This is a genomic window from Pseudomonas sp. MDT1-17, from assembly GCF_054898105.1.
In genome coordinates, this window is the sequence record NZ_JBUBVM010000001.1 from 3,997,224 (window position 1) to 4,020,090 (window position 22,867).

The window sequence follows — 22,867 nt, forward strand, 5'->3', positions numbered from 1 at the left end:
ACAGGGGATTTGTGTTGAACAGGGTGAAATTACTACTTTAGTACTGCTTTACCTGCCTATCGTCGCATTCCCAACGCACCGAGACTGGCATGTAATGGGTTCATAACTATAAGGATTGAACCCCATGCCGCGTGCCCGACGTCGTCTTCTGCGCCCTTCCCTCGCTGCGCTATCGATGAGCCTGTTGCTGGGTGCCGCGCAGGCCGAAACACCGCTGTTCTCCGCCGACGGCTATCGCATCGGCCTCTACCGCAGCCCGACCCCGAATCACGTACAGGGCGCCGGCATCATCGATACCGCGGCCCTGCAAACCCTGCTGACCCAGACGCCCCGTCCGGTGCTGATCGACGTCTACCGCCGGCAATGGCTGCAAGGACGCTTCATCGAGGACCAGCCCCACGAAAACCTGCCCGGCAGCCATTGGCTGGCCAATACCGGCGACGGTGACCTGACGCCCGACTGGCAAGACTACTTTGCGCGTAAGCTGATCACATTGACCGATGGCGATCTCGCGCAACCGCTGGCCTTCTATTGCCGCTCCGATTGCTGGCTGAGCTGGAACGCCGTGAAACGCGCCGCCGCCTTGGGCTATAAGACGCTGTACTGGTATCGCGACGGCCTGGACGCCTGGCAGGCCGCCAACCTGCCCGTGACGCCGGCCCAGCCCGAGCCCTTTCCCTGACCTTTACGTGTGCGTGTTGTTGCCACACCCTAATCAAAATAATGAGGTGAAAGGCTATGTACAAAATTCTGATTGCCGACGATCACCCGCTGTTTCGCGAAGCCATTCACAACGTCATCAGCGATGGTTTTCCAGGCAGCGAGGTGATGGAAACCGCTGACCTGGACAGCGCCCTGGCGCTGACTCAGGAACACGACGACCTGGACCTGATCCTGCTCGACCTGAACATGCCCGGCATGCACGGCCTCAATGGCCTGATCAACCTGCGCAACGAGGCGCCGACCATTCCGGTGGTGATCGTCTCGGCCGAACAGGACAAACAAGTCGTGCTGCAAGCCATTACCTATGGCGCGGTGGGTTTCATCACCAAATCCTCGCCACGGGTGCAGATGACCGAAGCCATCCAGCAAATCCTCAACGGCAATGTCTACTTGCCGCCGGACATTATCCGCACGCAAAAATGCGGCTCAAGGCGCATGAACGATGCCCCGAGCTTCCCGCCGGAACTGCTCCAGGCCTTGACCCGCAAGCAATTGCTGGTGCTCGAACGCATGACCAAGGGCGAGTCGAACAAACAGATCGCCTACACCCTGGAAATCGCCGAAACCACGGTCAAGGCCCACGTCTCGGCCATCCTGCGCAAACTCAACGTGCACAATCGGGTGCAGGCGATTTTGAGTGCCGGGGATATTGATTTCGGGTCTTACTTACGGCGTTGAGACCGAGTCGCCCCTTTCGCGAGCAAGCCCGCTCCCACACTAGATCCGAGTCGACTCGGTCAATTGTGGGAGCGGGCTTGCTCGCGAAGAGGCCAGCAAAAGCACCGGAGGAATCAAGGCCTGCCGAGCAAGTGACTCATTGCGGTCTTCAGCTTCATCGGCCGCACCGGCTTATGCATCAAGGTGTGCCCCAACTCACGGATCTGCAATTTGAGTTCATTGCTGTAATTGGCGGTGATCATCATCGCCGGAATGGCCGAGCCGCGACGGGCGTTGATCCGGGCCACGGCATCGACGCCGTTCTGATCGTCGTCCAGGTGGTAGTCGGCGATCAGCAAGTCGGCTTCTTCGTGATAGTTGTCCACTTGCCGCGCCAGGTCCTCCTCGGACAGCGCCGTGACCACCAGACACCCCCACCCTTCGAGCAATGTGCGCATGCCGGCGCAAATGGCTGCGTCGTTATCCAGCACCCACACCCGTGCCCCACGCAGACGTTCGAGCATCGGTTCACTCATCAGCAGGCTCGGCAGCGTCTTGGGGGCCGTTGCACTCAAAGGCACTTCGACCGAGAACATCGAGCCCTTGCCCGGCCACGAACGCACGTGAATGCGGTGACCGAGAATCCCGGCAATCTTTTCCACGATCGCCAGCCCCAGACCTAACCCGCGATCCTGATCCGGACGCTGCACGTCACCGCGCTTGAACTCCTGAAAAATCTCTTCCAGACGGTTTTCGGCAATGCCCATGCCGCTGTCCCAGACCTCGATCGACAGGCGCTGGTGATGACGCCGGCAACCGAGCACCACGCGACCGCTGTAGGTGTAGCGAATGGCGTTGCTCAACAGATTTCGAAGGATCCGCGCCAACAATTGAATGTCGCTGCGCACCAGTGCCGAACAGGGGATGAAATGCAGCTCAAGTCCTTCACTGCGGGCCACCTGGGTGTACTCGGCCGCGAGGTTTTCCAGCAATTCGCTCAGGGCAAACGGCGCAATGTCGGCCTTGATCACCCCGGCATCCAGTTTGGAGATGTCCACCAAAGTGCCCAGCAGGTTCTCCACGTCTTCCAGCGAGTTGCTGACGTTACGCACCAAAATTGCATTGGCCACCGGTTCGCGCCGTTCCAGCAAAGCGCTGGTAAACAGCCGCGCGGCATTGAGCGGTTGCAGCAGGTCATGACTGACGGCGGCGAGAAACTTGGTCTTTGACAGGTTGGCCTGCTCGGCCTCGAGTTTCGCTTCGCGCAGGCGAGACTCCACGCGCCGACGCTCGTCGATCTCGCGCAGTAATTGGTCGTTGAGCGTGGTCAGTTCCGCCGTCCGCTCGCGCACCCGCAACTCAAGATTCTGATAAGCCTGGTGCAGCGCTTCGGCGGTGCGGCGGCGCTCGGTGATGTCGCGGATCAACACGAAAATCCCCACCACTTCCCCGGTGGCCAGACGATTGGGTACGTATGAGCGCAGCATGTAGCGCTCCTGGTTGTTGATGTTGGTTTCGGCGAACTCGAACGTCACGCTCTCACCGGCCAGGGCCCGAGCCACATAGGCTTCCAGACGCTGGTAATGCTGTTCGCTGTGGACTTCGCGCAGGCTCTGCCCAAGCATCACGCCCCGAGGCCAGCAGTACCATTCTTCATACACCTTGTTGGTGAACTCGTAGACCAGGTCGGCATTCAGGTAGGCAATCAGCGCCGGCACATGGTCAGTGATCAAGCGAATCCAGCGCTCGCTTTCGCTCAGCGCTTCGGCGTGTTGGTAGCGTTCGGTGATGTCGGTGAAGGTGTTGACGAAACCGCCGGTGGGCAATGGATGGGTACGGATTTCCAGCACCCGGCCATCGTAGAGGCGCTGCTCGCATTCCTGCACGTGCCGCCCGTTCAGATCACGAGTGGCCGGCGTCAGCAAGTTCAATTCGCTGTCGGCGATCACCTCGGCGAACTGACGATGGGCCGCCACCGGCGCCAGGCCGCTCAGTTCGAGGAAACGTCGGTTCCACAGTTCCAGAATACCCTCGGCGTTGACCATGGCTACCCCTTGGGAAAGGTTGTCGACCGCCCGTTGCAACAGATGCGATTTCTGCGCCACCGCTTGCTCACGGCGCACGGTTTCGCTGAGTTTGACGTCGGTAATGTCGGTGAACAGGATCACCCGTCCGCCCTCTTGGGTCGGTCGTTCGCTGACTTGCAACCAGCGACCGTCCTGCAAGCGATACAGCAGATTTTCGTCGGCATGCCCGCGCGGTTCTTCGGTGAACAGGCCCGTGGCGGACATCAGCCGCTTGACCTCGGCCAGGCGCATGCCGGCGTTGATCCGCACCCGGCTGTTGCCCCAGAACGCCTTGAAGCGGCTGTTGAACAGCACGATCCGCTGGTCCGCATCGAACAGCACAAACGCATCGGAAATGCTCTCGATGGCATCGATCAAATGCTGATGCGCGGTTTCCGCGCGCAGGCGCGCTTCGCTGAGCAAGTGGTTGCCTGACTTGAGTTCAGCCATGGCCTGGTTCAAGGCGTCGGTGCGCTCACGCACCTGTTCGGCCAGCACCACCGAATGCTGGAACGCCGCGTAGGGGTCGTTGCCGCGGGTGATGCCGGACTCGATCCGCTCGATCAGCGCGCCATTGATGCGTTGCAGTTTGTGGTTGTCGCGCTGCAGGCCGGCGATCTGTGCCTGAAGCTCAGCGGTGTCCAGGGGACCGGCCCCGGGCAATGGCAACCCCGGTGAAGGTCTGGTTGATATGCATGCCATTGAACTGTTCTCCGTAGGTGTTGAAACCCATCACCCGTTGGTCACGCAAAAAAGCCCCGATCTGCTCCAGACTCCCACCGTCTTCAAGTTCCAGGCGCCTGAGAAAGCAGTCGCAGCCGATGGTCAGCAGCAGATCGCCGAGGCGCTCCTGCAACCCTTCGAACAGCGTTTGCAGATTCGGCAGCATCGGGCCTGGCGTCATGACCGTGAGGACGATGCCGTTTTCCACCGCGCAGTAGAAACTCAGGCTCAGGTCCGGATGAACCTGCTGGATCGCCCGCACGTAATACTGATCGTTGATCCGTACGGCCAATGGGTGCGCAGCGAAGATCCGATGATCGAGCTCCGCTACCGGCACACCGATGTGCCGGGCGTACTCCTCGGCGGCCGGCTCGGCATTGAGTTCAAAGACCCGGCGCGAGGCGCTGTCGGCGCCGGTGACGACCAGTTTTTCCGCCCTCGGCAAGATGTGGTGAGTGGTGAACACCTCGAAGTCCAGCCAAGTGTTGACCAGCACCACCACCGCCGCGCCGCTGTGGAACTCGCCATTGAAATAGACGTGGGTGTGGGTCAGGTAATTGTCGTCGCCGGCCGAACCGCCAAAATGCGGGATGTCGCCCAACGCCGCACTCAGGGCCGCGAGGACCATTTCTTCACGGCTGGACAAACCATCGAGCAGGGTCAGCGCAAAGCTGTTGCCCTTGATCGGTGCCTGGGTGTTGCTGCGACAGCCACTGACCAGTCGCTCGACCATTTGCTGGGCGTCGATCAGGCTGAAGCGCTCCATCTCGGAGATCAGTTCGGCGTCGATGGAAAAATGCCGATGGTCGAAGCCGACCGCGGTCACACAGTTGCGACCGTAGCCCAACGGCGTGATTTCCCCGGCGCTGGTGCAACCCACCAGGCGAATGCCACCGAAGCTTTGTTGCAAGGCCTGACCCAGCGCCTGCAAGTCGTACTCGGCGGAACAGAAGAACAGCACAAACCCCAGATGCGGGTGCAACAGCTGCCGCGACAATTCCTGGGCAACCTCCTGGGCATCGGTGGCCTGGGACATTGCACTGACCACGCCTTCGTTCTGGACCTGCTGCATCGTCGCCTCCCGCAGGTGCGCATGTATGAGGCACGAGTGTACGAAGCCTGAGGGTCGCGACGTATGCTACTTGGGTAGCGGGTAGCCGCTTCGATGGGATGAGAGTCTGTGCGACCGTTTCAAGGACGACTCAAACTCTGTAGCAGCTGTCGAGCTTGCGAGGCTGCGTTCGGCTGCGCAGCAGTCGCAAAACCTGAGTGCGAGGTTTTCCTGAAACATCGCATTGTCTGATTTCACGACTGCTTCGTCCGATCGCGGCCCGAGCCGAACGCTGCCTCGCGGTGCTCGACAGCTGCTACAGATCGGGTAATGGCTAGTCGAAAGGCATCAGGGCCATCTCCTTCGCCAAGGGATTACCAGGTCAGCACCGCCCCCACCGCAAAGGTGTCGGTGTCTTCGTTCTGGTCGCTGGTGTCGTGGCCGTTGATTGCGAACTGGTTGTACTCGGCCACCAGCTTGAGGTTGTCGTTGACGTCATGGAACAGCGCAACGCCGCGCGTCTCGTAGTCCGCGCCGCTGCCGACCACGCCATTGCCGTCGTCGTTGGTCTTGCCATAAGACAAGGCCAGTCGGTTCTTGCCCAGTTTGTAGGAGCCCTGCAGCAGATAACCGTCACTGTCGACGTTGCGCAGGGTCGGTTCGCCGGCGTTGTTGGTGAAGAACGGGTTGATGCCCTTGGCCTGGAAGCCGGAGCCGGTAAGCGACAGCCCACCCATCTTCGCTTGCACACCGTAGCCGACGCCTTTGGAGGTGACGGACTGGACAGTGGAATCGGTATTGTCCGAAGTCTGGTAGCTGCCGTTGACCCAGCTGTAGATCTTCGCCCCGGCCACGTCGAACTGATAGGTGATCTCGCTCTCGGCGCGCGGGTTCTCCTGATAGGCCTTGCCCAATGGACTGCTGTCGTTGGTGTCCACCGGGTCCATGATCCCCACCGCCACCCGCAAGCCCTCCATCACTGGCGTGCGATAGGTAATCTGCGACGTCGGGAACGGGTACGGATAACCCGTGCCGATGTTGCCGAACGACACCCCGCCACCGTCCACCAGCCCCAGGGAATCACTGACCTGGCCGTAACCGGCGAGCATTTCATCCAGCAGGATGTTGGAGCGGGCGAACAGGCCAAAGTCCTTGCCGATCAACACCTCACCCCACTCAGGATTGGCCACGGTGCCGTAGAACTGCCGCACGTCGATGGCGGTGTCGGTGCCGTTGGTTTCGCTGTCGTTGATGGTCACCCAGAACGAAGTCCGGGCACCGAGCTTGAGGTCATCGATCTGCTTGCTCATGTTGAAGCCCAAGTAGTTGGGCAAAAAGCCCATCTTCACACGCGCCTGTTTGCGGTCGAACTGGTCGCCGGCACGGTCCACATCGCTGTTCACATAGAAGGCGTTGATGTAGCCGTCGGTGGAAAACGTGGTCTGGTCCTTGTCGTACAGCATGATCTCGGCTTCGGCCATCGAGCTCAAACCGAGGGTCGACAGGCTGGCGATGAAGGCAGGCAAGAAACGATGCTGGATGTTCTTATTGTTGTGCATGACGCGCTCCGCAGCGGGGGACTGGATGTCGGAGGCGATTATCGAAAGCTGACCGGCGGCGTCATACGCTGCCTTGGAGGCGGTTTTGAAGTGCTTTGGAGTGGCCGGTGTTGCGCGGCAAGTTCGGTGTAAGACCGCGCGTCGGCAGGCCCGAAACTTAGGGTGTACGCCTGTGGAACGGACTGGCGTCCACAAGCACCGGTACTGGCTAGACGCCCGCTCTAAACAGCATGTAAGCGGCGACCACGACACAGATGCTGGCGAAGCCGATCTGCAATCCCCGGGCCGGTACTCGTGCGCAAAGCCTGCGGCCAATGATCATGCCAACGATGCTGGCGACGATAAACGCCACGCCCATACCGTCGATTCGCACCCCGGCCTGAAACGCGCCGATCACGCCGATGGCGGAAATAAGGCTGATCACCATCAAGGAGGTGGCGACGATTCCGCGCATCTGCACATCGGTCAACTGCTTGAACGCCGGGACGATCAGGAAGCCACCGCCCACCCCGAGCAGCCCGGAGACGACCCCGGTCACCGCGCCCAGTGCTGCGAGGGTCGCGGTGCACTTGGCGGTCCAGGAAAAGCGCCCGGTCTGCTGATCGAGCATGCAGTTCTTCTGGCCCCAGTTGGCGTGGCCGTGGTCGTTTGGACCTTCTTCCGGGCGCTCACGACGCAGCATCCGCCAGGCCACCATGACCATCAGCAGACTGAACAGAATCATCAGGATTTTTTCCGGCAACTGATGAGCGAAGTAGATGCCGACCGGCGAAAAAATCGCACCCAGCAATGCGATCAGCATCGCGGCACGATAGCGCACCAGACCATGGCGAAAACCGTCGATGGCCCCCACCGCCGCGGCGCTGCCCACCGCAAAAAGCGCGACCGGCGCGGCCTGGGTCATGGTCAAACCTAACCCCAGCACCAGGGCCGGCACCGCAAGAATGCCGCCGCCAGCACCGGTCAATCCCAGGACCAGCCCCATCACCACCCCAAAAAAACTTGCCAGCAACATAAACCACTCGTGATCTGCGAAAAAAAGCCGGGAACGCCCGGTATCGATGACAGACAGGATAGAGCCCGCACAGCTTTTTTCCTTCTTTGAATTGATTGGGGGCTGGTCAGCGCAGGGAAAATGAATCTACCCTCAACACTTGTTCAGAATGAAACGGTCACCATGCCTGCCTTGATTGAAGCCTTCCTTGACCCTGCCTCGTCGACCTACAGTTACGTGATTTACGAGCACGACGGGAGTCAGTGCGCGATCGTCGACCCGGTGCTGGATTACGACGCCGCCGCCGGGCGGACCGCGACCACCCAGGCTGACCGGGTGATCACCTTCGTGCGCGAACACCACTTGCAAGTGCAATGGTTGCTGGAAACCCACGCTCATGCCGATCACCTGTCCGCTGCGCCGTATCTGCGTCGGGAACTGGGGGGCGAGATTGCGATTGGTCAGTCGATCAGCAAGGTTCAGGGCGTGTTCAAATCCCTGTTCAACCTTGAGCCGGAATTTCGCAGTGACGGTTCGCAATTCGACCATCTGTTTGCCCCGGATGAGTCATTTCGCATCGGCAACCTCAAGGCCACGGCCCTGCACGTTCCCGGGCACACGCCAGCGGACATGGCCTATCTGATCGACAGCGATGTGATTCTGGTGGGCGATACATTGTTCATGCCGGACGTGGGTACCGCTCGTTGTGATTTTCCCGGCGGCAACGCCAACCAGATGTTCGCCTCGATCCGCAAACTGCTGGCCTTTCCTGCCAGCGTGCGACTTTATGTCTGCCACGATTACCCGCCCGAGGGCCGCGAACCTCAGTGCATGAGCACAGTTGGCGAGCAGCGTAAAAGCAACATTCACATCCATGACGGAGTCGACGAAGCCGCGTTCGTCGCCATGCGCACCCAGCGTGACGCGGGGTTGGGTATGCCGACGCTGTTGCTGCCGGCGATTCAGGTGAATGTGCGGGCGGGGAATTTGCCGCCGGCCGAGGACAATGGCGTTGTGTACCTGAAGATTCCGATCAATAAACTTTAAGATCAAAAGATCGCAGGCTTCGCCAGCTCCTTGTATGTTGACCCTGATTCCAACGAGAGAGGTTACGCTCAAGGATTCATACAGCAGCAAGTACGTTTCTGGGGGAGGCCGATCGCTCCTGAAGGCAGGATTCGCTCCTGACCTTGTCTGTAGAGAGGCCCCCCCGCCTCATTGCCCACCACGAAGAGTATCGAGAAGCCGACAAGTCGGACTTCGCATTACAAGGTTGCAGTGGCATGAAGTTCGAGGTCGGGGGAACCAGAAGCAATCTTACCGAAAGTCAGGGAAGTGAAAAGCATGAATACTCATGTCGGCATAGACATTGGTGCCAAAACGTCTGCCATGGGATGGCGGCAGAACGGTAAAACATCAGGCCAGTGGGACATTCAGCACACACCCAAGGGGCGTAAGGCTGCCGTGACCAAGATGTTGGGCCTCAAACCGCTGAGCGTGGTCATGGAGGCCACCGGCATTTACTACCTGGACCTTGCGCTGGAGTTGCACGCCGCCGGCCTACCGGTCTCGGTGATCAACCCCAAAAGCTTCCATAATTTTGCCAAGCTGATGCTGCAAAACAGCAAAACTGACCAGATTGATGCTCAACTGCTGGCCGAATATGGTGAACGCATGGCGCCTAGACTTTGGGTGCCACCTACTGCAGATCAACTGATGCTGCGTGCGATTGGTCGTCATATCAACCGGCTGATTGGCCATCGGACCCGAGCCAAGAACGAGTTGCACGCATTACAAGCGACGGAAACGAGTGTTGAACTGCTGATCGAGGATGAAAAAGATGCGATTGCAGCGCTGGACACACGGATTGATCGTTTGAAGAAGGCCGCACGCGAGGCCATCGCCAAATGCCCGGATCTGAGCTTGCAGTTTCGCTGCATGATGGCCGCCCCCGGCGTGGGGGAAGCCTCGGCCATCGCCGCACTGGCTGAGCTGACAACGCTGCCGGTGACGCTTAAATCGGCACAGGTCAGCCGTTATGCAGGGCTCGACGTAAGGTTGACCCAGTCAGGCACCAGCGTGAACCGGCCAGGCCGGATGTCCAAATGCGGCAACGCGTATTTACGGGCAGCGATGTTCATGCCGGCAATGACGGCAATCCGCTGTGATGAGAATGTGAAGGCCTTTTACGAGGCGCTGGTAGCTCGCGGCAAGAAGAAAATGCAGGCCATCGGAGCAGTGATGCGCAAATACCTGACCGGGTTATGGGCCTGCATGCGATCTGGAGAAGAATTTAATACGGCCAAACTTTTTAGCGAAAAACATCTCGCGAAAGCTTGACCGTGAACAGAGTATCTACAGGTCCGAGTTGAAACACATTTCCAGGTAGGAGCCGGCGAAGCCGGCGATCTTTTGATTTTGCCCTTAGGCGAGGGTCAACCCATTCGCCGGCAACGGCAACGCCGTTTTGTAGCGCACCTGCTTGAGCGCAAAGCTCGAACGAATGTTCGCCACGCCGGGGACTTTGGTGAGGAAATCCATCATGAAGCGCTCAAGCGACTGAATGGTCGGCACCAGCACCCGGATCAAATAGTCCGGGTCGCCGGCCATCAAATAGCACTCCATCACTTCCGGGCGATCCGAGATCGCCTCTTCAAAATGCTGCAGCGCCTCCTCCACCTGTTTCTCCAGGCTCACATGAATGAACACATTCACGTGCAGCCCTAACAGATCGGCATCCAACAGCGTCACTTGCTCGCGAATCAGGCCCAATTCTTCCATCGCCTTGACCCGGTTGAAACACGGTGTCGGCGACAGATTGACCGAGCGTGCGAGGTCGGCGTTGGTGATGCGCGCATTCTCCTGAAGGCTGTTCAAAATGCCGATATCGGTACGGTCCAGTTTGCGCATGAGACAAAACCACCTTTTTTTATGTTTATGCAGATTTTTTATCCTCAAATGATCGCCAACGCAACGAAACAGAGAGAAATATTCTTCTTGGCCGGGACTATGATTGTTGTAGGACAAGATTTCTTCCACAGAAGAATGACAGTCAGCTCACTACAAGAAATTCACAAGATCGAGCGTAGAAGCCATGAACCAAGCGTACGAACCACTGCGTCTGCACGTTCCCGAGCCCTCGGGCCGCCCCGGCTGTAAAACCGACTTCTCCTACCTGCGTCTGACCGACGCGGGCACGGTGCGCAAACCCCCCATTGACGTTGAACCGGCCGACACCGCTGATCTGGCCAAGGGCCTGATTCGCGTGCTCGATGACGAGGGTAATGCCCTCGGTCCATGGGCCGAAGGCGTACCATCCGAGATCCTGCGCAAAGGCATGCGTGCCATGCTCAAGACGCGGATCTATGACAACCGCATGGTGGTCGCCCAGCGCCAGAAGAAAATGTCGTTCTACATGCAGAGCCTTGGCGAAGAAGCCATCGGCAGCGGCCAGGCCCTGGCGCTGAACGTCGATGACATGTGCTTCCCGACGTACCGCCAGCAAAGCATTTTGATGGCGCGAGACGTGCCGCTGGTGGACCTGATCTGCCAGCTGCTGTCCAACGAGCGCGATCCGCTCAAGGGCCGCCAGCTGCCGATCATGTACTCGGTCAAAGACTTCGGCTTCTTCACCATTTCCGGCAACCTCGCCACCCAATTCGTACAGGGTGTGGGCTGGGGCATGGCCTCGGCGATCAAGGGTGACACCAAAATCGCCTCGGCCTGGATCGGCGACGGCGCCACCGCTGAATCCGACTTCCACACCGCCCTGACCTTCGCCCACGTTTACCGTGCGCCGGTGATCCTCAATGTGGTCAACAACCAGTGGGCAATCTCCACGTTCCAGGCGATTGCCGGTGGTGAAGCGACTACCTTTGCCGGACGTGGCGTCGGTTGCGGCATTGCCTCCCTGCGGGTCGACGGCAACGATTTCGTCGCGGTCTATGCCGCTTCTGCCTGGGCCGCCGAACGCGCCCGCCGCAACCTCGGCCCGACCATGATCGAATGGGTCACCTACCGCGCCGGCCCGCACTCGACGTCCGATGATCCGTCCAAATACCGTCCTGCTGACGACTGGAGCTACTTCCCGTTGGGCGACCCGATTACGCGCCTCAAGCAGCACCTGGTGAAAATCGGTCAGTGGTCCGAAGAGGAACACGTCGCCGTCAGCGCCGAGCTGGAAGCCGAAGTGATCGCCGCGCAGAAAGAAGCCGAACAGTACGGCACCCTCGCCGGCGGCCAGATTCCGAGCGCCGCGACCATGTTCGAAGACGTCTACAAAGAGATGCCGGAGCACTTGAAGCGCCAGCGTCAAGAGTTGGGGATCTGACATGAACGACCACAACAACAATATCGAGCTGGAAACCGCCATGACCACCACCACCATGACCATGATCCAGGCCCTGCGCTCGGCCATGGATGTGATGCTTGAGCGTGACGACAACGTCGTGGTGTTTGGTCAGGACGTCGGCTACTTCGGCGGCGTGTTCCGCTGCACCGAAGGCCTGCAGAACAAGTACGGCACTTCCCGCGTATTCGACGCGCCGATTTCCGAAAGCGGCATCGTCGGTGTGGCCGTGGGCATGGGCGCTTACGGTCTGCGGCCAGTGGCCGAGATCCAGTTCGCCGATTACGTTTACCCGGCGTCGGACCAGATCATCTCCGAAGCTGCCCGCCTGCGTTATCGCTCGGCCGGCGAGTTCACCGCCCCGATGACCCTGCGCATGCCATGCGGCGGCGGCATCTACGGCGGCCAGACGCACAGCCAGAGCATCGAGGCGATGTTCACCCAGGTCTGCGGTTTGCGCACCGTGATGCCGTCCAACCCTTACGACGCCAAAGGCCTGCTGATCGCCTCCATCGAAAACGATGACCCGGTGATCTTCCTCGAGCCAAAACGCTTGTACAACGGCCCATTCGACGGTCACCACGATCGCCCGGTAACCCCGTGGTCGAAACACCCGGCCGCGCAAGTGCCGGACGGTTACTACACCGTGCCGCTGGACGTGGCCGCCATTGCGCGTCCCGGCAAAGACGTCACCATCCTGACGTACGGCACCACGGTTTATGTGTCGCAAGTCGCGGCTGAAGAAACCGGCATTGACGCCGAAGTCATCGACCTGCGCAGCCTGTGGCCGCTGGACCTGGAGACCATCGTCAAGTCGGTGAAGAAAACCGGCCGCTGCGTGATCGTTCACGAAGCGACCCGCACTTGCGGCTTTGGCGCCGAACTGGTCGCCCTGGTGCAAGAGCACTGCTTCCACTACCTGGAAGCGCCTATCGAACGCGTCACCGGTTGGGACACTCCCTACCCGCACGCGCAAGAGTGGGCGTATTTCCCTGGCCCGACCCGAGTGGGCGCGGCTTTGCATCGGGTTATGGAGGTCTGAATGGGCACGCACGTTATTAAGATGCCGGACATTGGTGAAGGCATTGCAGAAGTTGAATTGTCGGTGTGGCACGTCAAGGTCGGCGACATGGTCGTCGAAGATCAGGTGCTGGCCGATGTAATGACTGACAAGGCGATGGTCGACATCCCTTCGCCGGTTCACGGCAAGGTGATCGCGCTGGGCGGTGTGCCGGGCGAAGTCATGGCCGTCGGCAGTATCCTGATCAGCATTGAAGTCGAAGGCGCGGGCAACGTTAAAGAGTCCGCTCAACCGGCAGCCGTTAAAGAAGCGCCGGTTGTGGCGCCGAAAGTTGAAGCCGTTGTGGAAAGCAAACCGGTCGCGACTGCAGCGCCGCGAGCCGCCGTTTGCCAAGGTCCGATCGTCGCTCGCGAAGCCGATGAGCGCCCGCTGGCCTCCCCGGCTGTGCGCAAACATGCGCTGGACCTCGGCATCCAGTTGCGTCTGGTGCGTGGCACCGGCCCTGCCGGTCGGGTGCTGCACGAAGACCTCGATGCCTATCTGGCCCAGGGTCAACAACCGCAATCCACTGTTGCCGCCGCTTACGCCCAGCGTAACGACGAAGAACAGATCCCGGTCATTGGCATGCGCCGCAAGATTGCCCAGCGCATGCAGGACGCCACTCAGCGCGCCGCGCACTTCAGTTATGTCGAAGAAATCGACGTTACCGCCGTGGAAGAACTGCGCGCGCACCTGAACGAAAAACACGGCGCGACCCGCGGCAAGTTGACTTTGCTGCCGTTCCTGGTCCGCGCACTGGTCGTTGCCTTGCGCGACTTCCCGCAGATCAACGCCCGTTACGACGACGAAGCCCAGGTCATCACCCGCCTCGGCGCGGTGCACGTGGGCATTGCCACGCAAGCCGACATCGGTTTGATGGTGCCGGTAGTACGTCACGCCGAAGCCCGCAGCTTGTGGGACAGCGCCACGGAAATCTCCCGTTTGGCCACCGCCGCGCGCACTGGCAAAGCCAATCGTGATGAGCTGTCCGGTTCGACCATTACCCTGACCAGCCTCGGCGCCTTGGGCGGCATCGTCAGCACCCCGGTGCTGAACCTGCCGGAAGTGGCGATCGTCGGTGTCAACAAAATCGTCGAACGCCCGATGGTCGTCAAAGGCCAGATCGTGATTCGCAAGATGATGAACCTCTCCAGCTCCTTCGATCACCGCGTGGTCGACGGCATGGACGCGGCGCAATTCATCCAGGCCGTTCGCGGCTTGCTCGAACAACCCGCCACCCTGTTTGTGGACTAATTTTAGTGGAGCAGGCATGCAACAGACTTTGAACACCACGCTGCTGATCATCGGCGGCGGTCCTGGCGGTTATGTGACGGCGATTCGTGCCGGTCAGCTGGGCATTTCGACCATTCTGGTGGAAGGCGAATCACTGGGCGGTACGTGCCTGAACATCGGCTGCATTCCGTCGAAGGCGTTGATTCACGTTGCTGAACAGTTCCACCAGACGCAACACCACAGCCAGCACTCGGCGTTGGGCATCAGCGTGTCGGCGCCGACGCTCGATATCAGCAAGAGTGTTGAGTGGAAGGACGGCATCGTTGATCGCCTGACCACCGGCGTCTCGGCACTGATGAAGAAGCACAAGATCCAGGTCATACAAGGCTGGGCGAACGTCATCGACGGCAAAACCGTCGACGTCGGCGACTCGCGGATTCAGTGCGAGCACCTGGTGCTGGCCACCGGGTCGAAAAGTGTGAACTTGCCGATGCTGCCGATTGGCGGTCCGATCATCTCCTCCACTGAAGCGCTGGCACCGACGTCCGTGCCGAAACGGTTGGTCGTGGTCGGTGGCGGTTACATCGGTCTGGAGCTGGGGATTGCCTATCGCAAGCTCGGCGCCGAGGTCAGCGTGGTCGAGGCTCAGGATCGTATCCTGCCGGCCTACGACGCTGAACTGACGCAGCCTGTGCATGACGAACTGAAAAAACTTGGCGTGAAGCTTTACTTGAAGCACAGCGTTCAAGGCTTTGATTCTGCTAGCAATACACTGCAAGTTCTTGACCCGAATGGCGACACCCTGAATCTGGAAACCGATCAGGTACTGGTGGCCGTCGGTCGCAAACCGAACACTCAGGGCTGGAACCTCGAAGCGCTGAACCTGGACATGAACGGCTCGGCGATCAAGATCGACAACCGCTGCCAGACCAGCATGCGCAACGTGTACGCGATCGGCGACCTGAGCGGCGAACCGATGCTGGCCCACCGGGCCATGGCTCAGGGCGAAATGGTTGCCGAACTGATCAGCGGTAAATCCCGCGAGTTCAACCCGACTGCGATTGCCGCCGTGTGCTTTACCGACCCGGAACTGGTGGTGGTCGGCAAAACCCCGGACGACGTCAAGGCTGCGGGTCTGGACTGCATCGTGTCGAGTTTCCCGTTCGCGGCCAATGGCCGGGCGATGACCCTGGAATCCAAAAGCGGCTTCGTGCGGGTTGTGGCGCGGCGTGACAATCATGTGATTGTCGGCTGGCAGGCAGTCGGTGTGGGGGTTTCGGAATTGTCGACCGCGTTCGGTCAAAGCCTGGAAATGGGCGCCCGGCTGGAAGACATCGCCGGCACCATCCACGCGCATCCGACGCTGGGTGAGGCGGTGCAGGAAGCGGCATTGCGTGCCTTGGGGCATGCGTTGCACCTGTAAAGATCAAAAGATCGCAGCCTTCGGCAGCTCCTACGTGTGTTCGCCGATCCTGTAGGAGCTGCCGCAGGCTGCGATCTTTTAGCGTTTTTACACTGCGAAACAGCCCTGGAATGAAGTATTGTTGTCCCCATCCAGAAAAACGTCAGAAGCCTTGAACCGTTTCGGCGGTCGTTAAGTGATAGAGGGTGTCATGGGTAACGAAAGCATCAATTGGGACAAGTTGGGTTTTGACTACATCAAGACAGACAAGCGCTATCTGTCGCACTGGCGTAATGGCGAGTGGGACAAAGGCACCCTGACCGAAGACAATGTGCTGCACATCAGCGAAGGTTCCACTGCCCTTCACTATGGCCAGCAATGCTTCGAAGGCCTGAAGGCCTATCGTTGCAAGGACGGTTCGATCAACCTGTTCCGCCCGGATCAGAACGCCGCACGCATGCAACGCAGCTGCGCGCGCCTGCTGATGCCACAGGTGTCCACCGAGCAGTTCGTCGAAGCGTGCAAAGAAGTCGTCCGCGCCAACGAGCGTTTCATCCCGCCTTACGGCACCGGCGGCGCGCTGTACCTGCGTCCGTTCGTGATCGGCGTGGGTGACAACATCGGCGTGCGCACCGCTCCCGAGTTCATCTTCTCGATCTTTGCTATCCCGGTCGGTGCCTACTTCAAGGGCGGCCTGACCCCGCACAAGTTCCTGATCTCCAGCTACGACCGCGCCGCCCCACAAGGCACCGGTGCGGCCAAGGTCGGTGGCAACTACGCGGCCAGCCTGATGCCAGGTTCCCAGGCCAAGAAAGCCCACTTCGCCGACTGCATCTACCTGGACCCGATGACCCACACGAAAATCGAAGAAGTCGGTTCGGCCAACTTCTTCGGGATCACCCACGACAACAAGTTCGTCACCCCGAACTCGCCGTCGGTCCTGCCGGGTATTACCCGTCTGTCGTTGATCGAGCTGGCAAAATCACGTCTGGGCCTCGAAGTGGTAGAAGGTGACGTGTTCATCGACAAGCTGTCCGACTTCAAGGAAGCCGGCGCTTGCGGTACTGCCGCGGTGATCACACCGATCGGCGGCATCAGCTACAACGACAAATTGCACGTGTTCCACAGCGAAACCGAAGTCGGCCCGGTCACCCAGAAGCTCTACAAAGAGCTGACCGGTGTACAGACTGGTGACGTCGAGGCACCAGCGGGTTGGATCGTCAAGGTTTGATCTGACATCCGCTGCAACGAAGCCCTCCATCGCATTGGCGATGGGGGGCTTTTTTTATGAGCCTTGGCCACGTTCGCCCACTCCCGACACAATGCGCTTGCCACCCCTGCCCTTGATGCCGCTGGCCTGACCGTCCTGTTGTTTGCCGGTCCGAGCCTGAGTGATCAACCCCGGAATCAGCACGCCTTCAGGCAGGTTTTTCCAGAACCGCGCCGGCAAATGCCCCTGCATGACTTTCGGGTTCAACCGCGCCGGATTGAAGATGTGGCTGTAGTAGGTCAACCACATCCCGCCGTGCGGATCGTCGACGTTTTGCGCCAGCTGCTGCCATTCAACCGGGCATTGCCGTTGATGAATCAACTGCTCGCCATCGTAGTACACCCCGTCCCGAGGCGTGGCGATCAGCCAACGGTGACGGCCCATTCGGCCGATGAAGTGTTCACTGGCGCTGTGCAGAATGTCATGGGCCGGTTCATACCACGCAACGTACTGCGGACCCTCGTTTTCAGGCATCGCGACAAAACGGACGAATGCATGTAAATGATGAGATTCACGCTGTACCTGCTTGATTCGCCTCTGTAATTCACTGCCAAGTTTGTCACCCGCGAGCACTGCCGTGCGATCGCCGTGACTCACCCGCCACAGCACCTCGTACAACAGACTCCAGCGCTGATTGCCTCGATAACGGGCAGCGCGCTCAAGGGTGTCCAACAGCGCTCTCGGAACGCGTGCCTGATACGGTCCCTGCGACTCGGGCGGTACATCGTCACTGGCGAACAGGTCTGCCACGCCTTCACTGGCCCAACTCACCAGACTGGGATCGACTTCATGACTGAGCAACCAACGCGCCTGCTGACGCCAGGTGTCGAACAGGTCGTCGCAATCCAGATTAATCATCCCCACAATCCCATTTGCTGCGGTTGCGGACGGTCGCGCAGTTGCTGATACAGCAGATGACTGGTGACCTCCGCCTGCTGGGGGTGGTAGTCGCTGGTGATGAAGAACGGCTTGGCCTTGGCCAGCACACAGCGCATCCGTGCCAGATCCTCATAACGAATGCGTCGCTGCTGACGCAGTTCCACCAGACGCTCGGTGGTTCGCAGGCCGATGCCCGGAATACGGGCGATTAGTGACGCCTCGGCGCGATTGAGATCCAGCGGGAAGACCTCACGATTTGCCAGCGCCCAGGCCAGTTTCGGGTCGATGTCGAGCGCCAGATGCCCCGGCCCCTGGAACAATTCGCCCGCCGTGAAGCCGTAGCTGCGCAGCAGGAAGTCAGCTTGATACAGACGGTGCTCGCGCATCAATGGCGGCGCGGCCAGCGGCACGCTCTTCGGGCTATTGGGGATCGGACTGAACGCGGAGTAATAGACCCGACGCAAACGGAAGTTGCCGTACAGCGCCTGGGCACTGTGAAGAATGGTGCTGTCGTCGGTGTCATCGGCGCCAACGATCATTTGTGTGCTCTGCCCGGCCGGGGCGAATTTCGGCGCGCGCGGTTCGTTGAGCACCGTTTGCTCGCCGGTGTAGATCGTCTGCATTGCTTGCTTGATCGAGCCCAGGTGTTTTTCCGGGGCCAGTGTTTGCAGACTTGCGTCGGTGGGCAACTCGATGTTGACGCTCAAGCGATCGGCATAACGCCCCGCTTCCACGATCAGCGCAGGGTCTGCTTCGGGAATGGTCTTGAGGTGGATGTAACCGCGAAACTCATGGTCTTCGCGCAACAGCTTGGCCACGCGAATCAGCTGCTCCATGGTGTAATCCGCCGATCGAATGATCCCGGAGCTGAGAAACAGCCCGCTGACGCAGTTGCGCCGGTAGAAATCCATGGTCAGCGTCACAACCTCTTCCGGCGTGAAGCGTGCGCGGGGCACGTCGCTGGAGCGTCTATTAACGCAGTACTGACAGTCGTAGAGACAGAAGTTGGTCAGCAGAATCTTCAGCAACGAGACGCAACGTCCGTCTGGCGTATAGCTGTGACAGATGCCCATGCCATCGGTCGAACCCAGCCCGCTCTTCCCCTGGGAGCTGCGCTTCGGTGCGCCACTGCTGGCGCATGAGGCGTCGTACTTGGCGGCGTCGGCGAGAATGCTGAGCTTGTCGATGAGTTCCATGGGGCACGCCTATACTGTTTGAATATACAGTACAGAGACAGCGCTCCCTGTTCAAGTCGGCATCGAACCCTTGGTCGGGTCATTACAGCACCACAGCCGCCTCCTGAGCAATCCGCGCAAACAACCACTCCACAAACACTCGCGTCTGCGCCGTCACGTCCGGCGCAACCCCGTAGTAATAACGCGGCAGCGGCATGCGCAACTCGGGCAACGGGCAGATCAAGCGTCCGCTCGAGAGGTGGCTGCCCAGCAAAGAAGTCGGGCACAAGGCAATACCCTGTCCATCCACGGCGGCCTCAAGCACCCGGTGCATGTGATCAAACTGCCGGGTGACCTGAGTGGCTGATTGGGTTTGACCAAAGTGCATGGCCCAATTGTGCCAGTCTTCACGACGCGCCTTGGCGGTCAGCAACGTGTGCCGGCTCAGGGACGTGAGGTCTTCAAGGGCCTGGCGCTTGATCAACGAGGGTGCCGCGACCAGTAACAGTTGGTCTTCGAAGAGGGCTCGCGCCTCAATCGCCGGCGCCCAGTCGTCACGACCACGGCGAATGACGATGTCGAACCCGTCGCGTGCATGATCGGGTGCCTGGGTTTGGGTGATCACCTGCGGATTGATGTCCGGGTGCTGCGCAATGAAATCCGCCAGCCTGGGCGTCAGCCAAAGCATGGCAAAGGACGGACGGACATTGATCTTCACGGTCGGCAGCGAGGTATGTTGCTTGAGCGCAGCGGCGGCGTTGGCAATCTGCGACAACCCGGCACTGACTTGCTCATAAAAGCGCCGACCGACCGGGGTCAGCACCGATTGACGGATACGCCGCTCGAACAGTAGCACGCCCAGATGCTCCTCAAGCAGTTTAATGTGCCGGCTGACAGCGCTGTGACTGACATGCAGCTCTTCGGCCGCGAGGCTGAAACTCTGATGACGAGCAGCAACAGCAAAGGCGCGAACAGCGTTAAGCGGGGGAAGTTGATTCATCATGCGTCTAATTTAGTCACATATGCGGCGCAATTAAAGCGTTTGTCATGCCCTCCTCGTCACGCCAATCTGCCCGCATGCAGCCAGCGCCACCTGACGGAGCAAGACATGAACAACTATGGACTCTTTCTACTTTTCGCCACTCTGACCATTTTGAGTCCAGGGCCTGGCGTGGTCTTGACCCTGTCCAACGCGGTGCGTCACGGATGGACGGGCGCAGTGCCGGGCATTCTGGGGATCGCGTCGGGAGCGTTTGTTGTCGCCTCCATTAGCGCCACCAGTGTCGGCTTGATACTCAGCGCCTCCGCCAACGCCTTCACCACGTTGAAATACGCAGGGGCCGCCTATTTGCTGTACCTGGGTTACAAAAGCTGGCGCTCGGATCGTTTCAGCACGCTGCTTGAAGTGCGCCCCTCAAGCCCGGGCTATCGCTTCCTTGAAGCGGCTTCGATTCAGTTCTTGAACCCCAAAGCGGTGTTTTTCTTTCTGGCGGTATTCCCGCAATTCATCGACACCTCGGCGCACTTCTACTCACAGTTCTTCAAACTGGTCGCCTCCTACGGCGTACTGGTGATCCTGGTGCATGGCAGCTATGCCTTGCTCGCCAATGCCGCCAAAGGCTGGTTGTCGAGCCCGAAGGGTTCCTGGCTGGCGGCGAAAGTCTCGGGCGTGACCTTCGCCGGTTTCGGCGTGCTGATGGCCTCGGCCAGTCGCTAAGGCACAGAACTGGCGATCACGCGACGCCTGGTCTCGGTGGACGTGGGCTGTGCTGTCGATACCTGAATCGGCAGTTCAACAGCGAACCGGCTGCTGAGTTCCTTGCGCCCCGTCGCCGTCAACGCCAGCGCGCGGCTGTCCAGGTCCTGAATCACCCATTTGCGCTTGATCGCCATTTGCAACAACGCCGCCCCCAACGAACCGCCCAGATGCGGCCGGCGCATGCTCCAGTCCAGGCATGGGCAGGCGAAGCGGCGGCGCAGCGTATTCAGATCCTTGACCTCGATACCCAATCCTTCGAACAACACCTCACCGCTGGCGCTCAGCTGATAGACCTGTCCATCGGTTTCCAGCAAGCACCCCGCTTCGACCATCCGGTCATGCAGCAGCACCGCCAACGTGCCGGCCATGTGGTCGTAGCAGGTGCGGGCAAATTGCAGGCGATCCGGGGTACGCGGGTTAAAGGCCGGAGCGGCGTTCTGGCCGATCACCATCAACGCCTCCAGCGCCTGGGCGACGCGCTTGTCCGCCAGGCTGTAATAGCGATGGCGGCCCTGAACATGCAAACGCACCAGCGCCAGTTCCTTGAGTTTGGCCAGGTGCGCGCTGGCCGTGGAGGCGCTGACTTCGGCAATCGCCGCCAACTCGGTGCTGGTGCGGGCGTGGCCGTCCATCAGCGAACAGAGGATTTTCGTCCGGGCCGGTTCAGCGATGGCCGCGGCCACCTGAGAAACGCCGATATCGTGCTGTTCTACGTTCATATTTCGCTCCCGGACGAATCAAGACCCTTTCGGACTGGAGATAGTAGCAACACTTCTCCTACCACGAACAAGGCTGCGCCCCATGGACCCGATCATCGCTGCGACTCATGCCGATCCTTATCCCTATTACGCGCAACTGCGCGCGCAGGGCGGGCTGGTTTTTCACCAAGGACTGAACGTGTGGGTGGCGGGTAGCGCACGAGCCGTTGCGGCCGTGCTGGCGCATCCAGACTGTCATGTCCGGCCGTCCCACGAGCCGGTGCCCAAGGCGATTGTTGGCGGCATGGCTGGACGGGTATTTGGTCAGTTGATGCGGATGAATGAGGGCGAACGGCAGCGTTGCCCGAGGTCGGCGATTCAACCAGGGTTGGCGTTGATTGATGTTGATGAAGTCAATTCGCTGGTTGGCGCTCGCCTGCTCACTCCGGCCGCCGATGGGTTGTACAACGCGATGTTCCGCGGACCGGTTTGCGTGGTGGCTGCATTGCTCGGGTTTTCCCCTGCTCAGGGCCGCGCCATTGGCGAGCTGACCGCAGACTTCGTGGCCTGTTTGTCGCCCCTCAGCGATCAGGTGCAATTGGACGCTGCACAGGCTGCTGCCGAACAGTTGAGCGGCTATTTCGTTGAGCTGCTGGGTGACCTGAGCCATCAGAGCGCCCTGCTCGCCGGGATCCGCCAGCGCTTCGCGGCAACCTCTGAGGACTCTGAAACGTTGATCGCCAACCTGATCGGCCTGTTCTCCCAGACCTATGAAGCCACCGCCGGGCTGATCGGCAATGCGCTGTTGGCGTTGATTCGAAATCCGTCTTTGCGGAGCGAATCGACATGCATTGACGACTTGATTGCTGAAGTTCAGCGCTTCGATCCGTCGGTGCAGAACACTCGCCGGTTTGTCGCTGCGCCTTGTGAAATCGACGGGGTAAACTTGAATACTGGCGACGTGATTCTGGTGCTGCTGGCTTCGGCTAATCGTGATCCGCAGCTCAATGACCATCCAGACGTTTTTCTTCCGGATCGTCCGGACCGGCGCAGTTTCACTTTCGGTGCGGGGCGGCATCAATGTCCGGGGCAGATTCTGGCCCTGAGTATTGCCAGCGCTACTTTGAAGGAAATTCTAACGATGAAACCTGCTTTGGATTGCCTGACCTGGCACTACCGGCCTTCGCTGAACGGGCGTATTCCGCTCTTTAGCGATTTGCCGTAGATCGTGCCATCGTTCTTGCGGGCAAGTCGGATCGTTCTCACGCTC

At 59.9% G+C, this 22,867-nt stretch carries 20 protein-coding genes; 11 read left to right on the forward strand and 9 right to left on the reverse strand.

What is annotated here, in order from left to right; translation table 11 throughout:
• Positions 1-124 precede the first annotated feature (124 nt).
• A complete protein-coding gene (locus ACYZTX_RS18465) occupies positions 125-682 on the forward strand; it encodes a PQQ-dependent catabolism-associated CXXCW motif protein (protein WP_462035287.1) in 558 nt (185 codons plus the stop codon).
• Between the two features lie 56 nt (positions 683-738).
• On the forward strand, positions 739-1,401 hold the full coding sequence (locus ACYZTX_RS18470; RefSeq protein WP_140894404.1) for a response regulator transcription factor: 663 nt from the start codon (positions 739-741) through the stop codon (positions 1,399-1,401).
• A gap of 113 nt (positions 1,402-1,514) precedes the next feature.
• Here the strand turns inward: ACYZTX_RS18470 and nahK are convergent, their stop codons facing one another.
• The 4 genes from nahK to ACYZTX_RS18490 all read right to left on the reverse strand — a co-directional run bounded on the left by nahK (position 1,515) and on the right by ACYZTX_RS18490 (position 7,794).
• Positions 1,515-4,109, reverse strand: coding sequence for a hybrid sensor histidine kinase/response regulator NahK/ErcS' (gene nahK, locus ACYZTX_RS18475; protein ID WP_462037069.1), 2,595 nt, complete (start codon positions 4,107-4,109; stop codon positions 1,515-1,517).
• Positions 4,078-5,241, reverse strand: coding sequence for a nitric oxide-sensing protein NosP (gene nosP, locus ACYZTX_RS18480; RefSeq protein WP_462035288.1), 1,164 nt, complete (start codon positions 5,239-5,241; stop codon positions 4,078-4,080). Before nosP ends, nahK begins: the two co-directional genes overlap by 32 nt.
• A 353-nt stretch (positions 5,242-5,594) precedes the next feature.
• A complete protein-coding gene (locus tag ACYZTX_RS18485; RefSeq protein WP_462035289.1) occupies positions 5,595-6,779 on the reverse strand; it encodes a porin in 1,185 nt (394 codons plus the stop codon).
• 208 nt (positions 6,780-6,987) lie between these two features.
• Complete coding sequence (locus ACYZTX_RS18490; protein ID WP_462035290.1) at positions 6,988-7,794, reverse strand: sulfite exporter TauE/SafE family protein; 807 nt, start codon at positions 7,792-7,794, stop codon at positions 6,988-6,990.
• A gap of 162 nt (positions 7,795-7,956) precedes the next feature.
• On the opposite strand from ACYZTX_RS18490, the gene ACYZTX_RS18495 reads away from it, so the two are divergent.
• Positions 7,957-8,820 carry an MBL fold metallo-hydrolase gene (locus ACYZTX_RS18495; RefSeq protein ID WP_462035291.1) on the forward strand — a complete coding sequence of 288 codons (864 nt, stop codon included), beginning with the start codon at positions 7,957-7,959 and terminating at the stop codon, positions 8,818-8,820.
• 297 nt (positions 8,821-9,117) lie between these two features.
• Positions 9,118-10,113 (forward strand): IS110 family RNA-guided transposase, encoded by a 996-nt coding sequence (locus tag ACYZTX_RS18500; protein ID WP_462033164.1) that lies wholly within the window; start codon positions 9,118-9,120, stop codon positions 10,111-10,113.
• Between the two features lie 84 nt (positions 10,114-10,197).
• Here the strand turns inward: ACYZTX_RS18500 and bkdR are convergent, their stop codons facing one another.
• Positions 10,198-10,683, reverse strand: a complete 486-nt coding sequence (bkdR, locus tag ACYZTX_RS18505; protein WP_008149727.1) for a Bkd operon transcriptional regulator BkdR — start codon at positions 10,681-10,683, stop codon at positions 10,198-10,200.
• A gap of 184 nt (positions 10,684-10,867) precedes the next feature.
• Here bkdR and ACYZTX_RS18510 point away from each other — a divergent pair, with 184 nt between their 5' ends.
• The 5 genes from ACYZTX_RS18510 to ACYZTX_RS18530 all read left to right on the forward strand — a co-directional run bounded on the left by ACYZTX_RS18510 (position 10,868) and on the right by ACYZTX_RS18530 (position 17,047).
• On the forward strand, positions 10,868-12,103 hold the full coding sequence (locus ACYZTX_RS18510; RefSeq protein ID WP_462035293.1) for a thiamine pyrophosphate-dependent enzyme: 1,236 nt from the start codon (positions 10,868-10,870) through the stop codon (positions 12,101-12,103).
• 1 nt (position 12,104) lies between these two features.
• On the forward strand, positions 12,105-13,163 hold the full coding sequence (locus tag ACYZTX_RS18515; RefSeq protein ID WP_462035295.1) for an alpha-ketoacid dehydrogenase subunit beta: 1,059 nt from the start codon (positions 12,105-12,107) through the stop codon (positions 13,161-13,163).
• Positions 13,164-14,435, forward strand: coding sequence for a dihydrolipoamide acetyltransferase family protein (locus ACYZTX_RS18520; RefSeq protein ID WP_462035296.1), 1,272 nt, complete (start codon positions 13,164-13,166; stop codon positions 14,433-14,435).
• A 16-nt stretch (positions 14,436-14,451) separates the two neighbouring features.
• The gene (gene lpdA, locus ACYZTX_RS18525) at positions 14,452-15,837 is read left to right on the forward strand and encodes a dihydrolipoyl dehydrogenase (protein WP_462035297.1); all 1,386 of its coding nucleotides are present in this window, start codon (positions 14,452-14,454) and stop codon (positions 15,835-15,837) included.
• A 190-nt stretch (positions 15,838-16,027) separates the two neighbouring features.
• Entirely contained in the window at positions 16,028-17,047 is a 1,020-nt protein-coding gene (locus tag ACYZTX_RS18530) for a branched-chain amino acid aminotransferase (RefSeq protein WP_462035298.1), read from the forward strand.
• Between the two features lie 54 nt (positions 17,048-17,101).
• Here the strand turns inward: ACYZTX_RS18530 and ACYZTX_RS18535 are convergent, their stop codons facing one another.
• The 3 genes from ACYZTX_RS18535 to ACYZTX_RS18545 form a co-directional block, all read right to left on the reverse strand.
• Entirely contained in the window at positions 17,102-17,944 is an 843-nt protein-coding gene (locus ACYZTX_RS18535) for a TIGR03915 family putative DNA repair protein (protein ID WP_462035299.1), read from the reverse strand.
• Complete coding sequence (locus tag ACYZTX_RS18540; protein WP_462035300.1) at positions 17,941-19,161, reverse strand: putative DNA modification/repair radical SAM protein; 1,221 nt, start codon at positions 19,159-19,161, stop codon at positions 17,941-17,943. The genes ACYZTX_RS18535 and ACYZTX_RS18540 overlap by 4 nt, the downstream gene beginning before the upstream one ends.
• Before the next feature lie 82 nt (positions 19,162-19,243).
• Positions 19,244-20,143: a LysR substrate-binding domain-containing protein gene (locus ACYZTX_RS18545; protein ID WP_462035301.1), complete on the reverse strand. Its 900-nt coding sequence runs from the start codon at positions 20,141-20,143 to the stop codon at positions 19,244-19,246.
• Between the two features lie 105 nt (positions 20,144-20,248).
• Between ACYZTX_RS18545 and ACYZTX_RS18550 the strand changes: the two genes are divergently transcribed.
• Positions 20,249-20,857 carry a LysE family translocator gene (locus tag ACYZTX_RS18550; protein ID WP_462035302.1) on the forward strand — a complete coding sequence of 203 codons (609 nt, stop codon included), beginning with the start codon at positions 20,249-20,251 and terminating at the stop codon, positions 20,855-20,857.
• On the opposite strand, the gene ACYZTX_RS18555 is transcribed toward ACYZTX_RS18550, so the two are convergent.
• Entirely contained in the window at positions 20,854-21,618 is a 765-nt protein-coding gene (locus tag ACYZTX_RS18555) for an ArsR/SmtB family transcription factor (protein ID WP_462035303.1), read from the reverse strand. The genes ACYZTX_RS18550 and ACYZTX_RS18555 overlap by 4 nt on opposite strands.
• Positions 21,619-21,700: 82 nt before the next feature.
• Here ACYZTX_RS18555 and ACYZTX_RS18560 point away from each other — a divergent pair, with 82 nt between their 5' ends.
• Positions 21,701-22,822, forward strand: a complete 1,122-nt coding sequence (locus ACYZTX_RS18560; RefSeq protein ID WP_462035304.1) for a cytochrome P450 — start codon at positions 21,701-21,703, stop codon at positions 22,820-22,822.
• Positions 22,823-22,867: the final 45 nt, after the last annotated feature.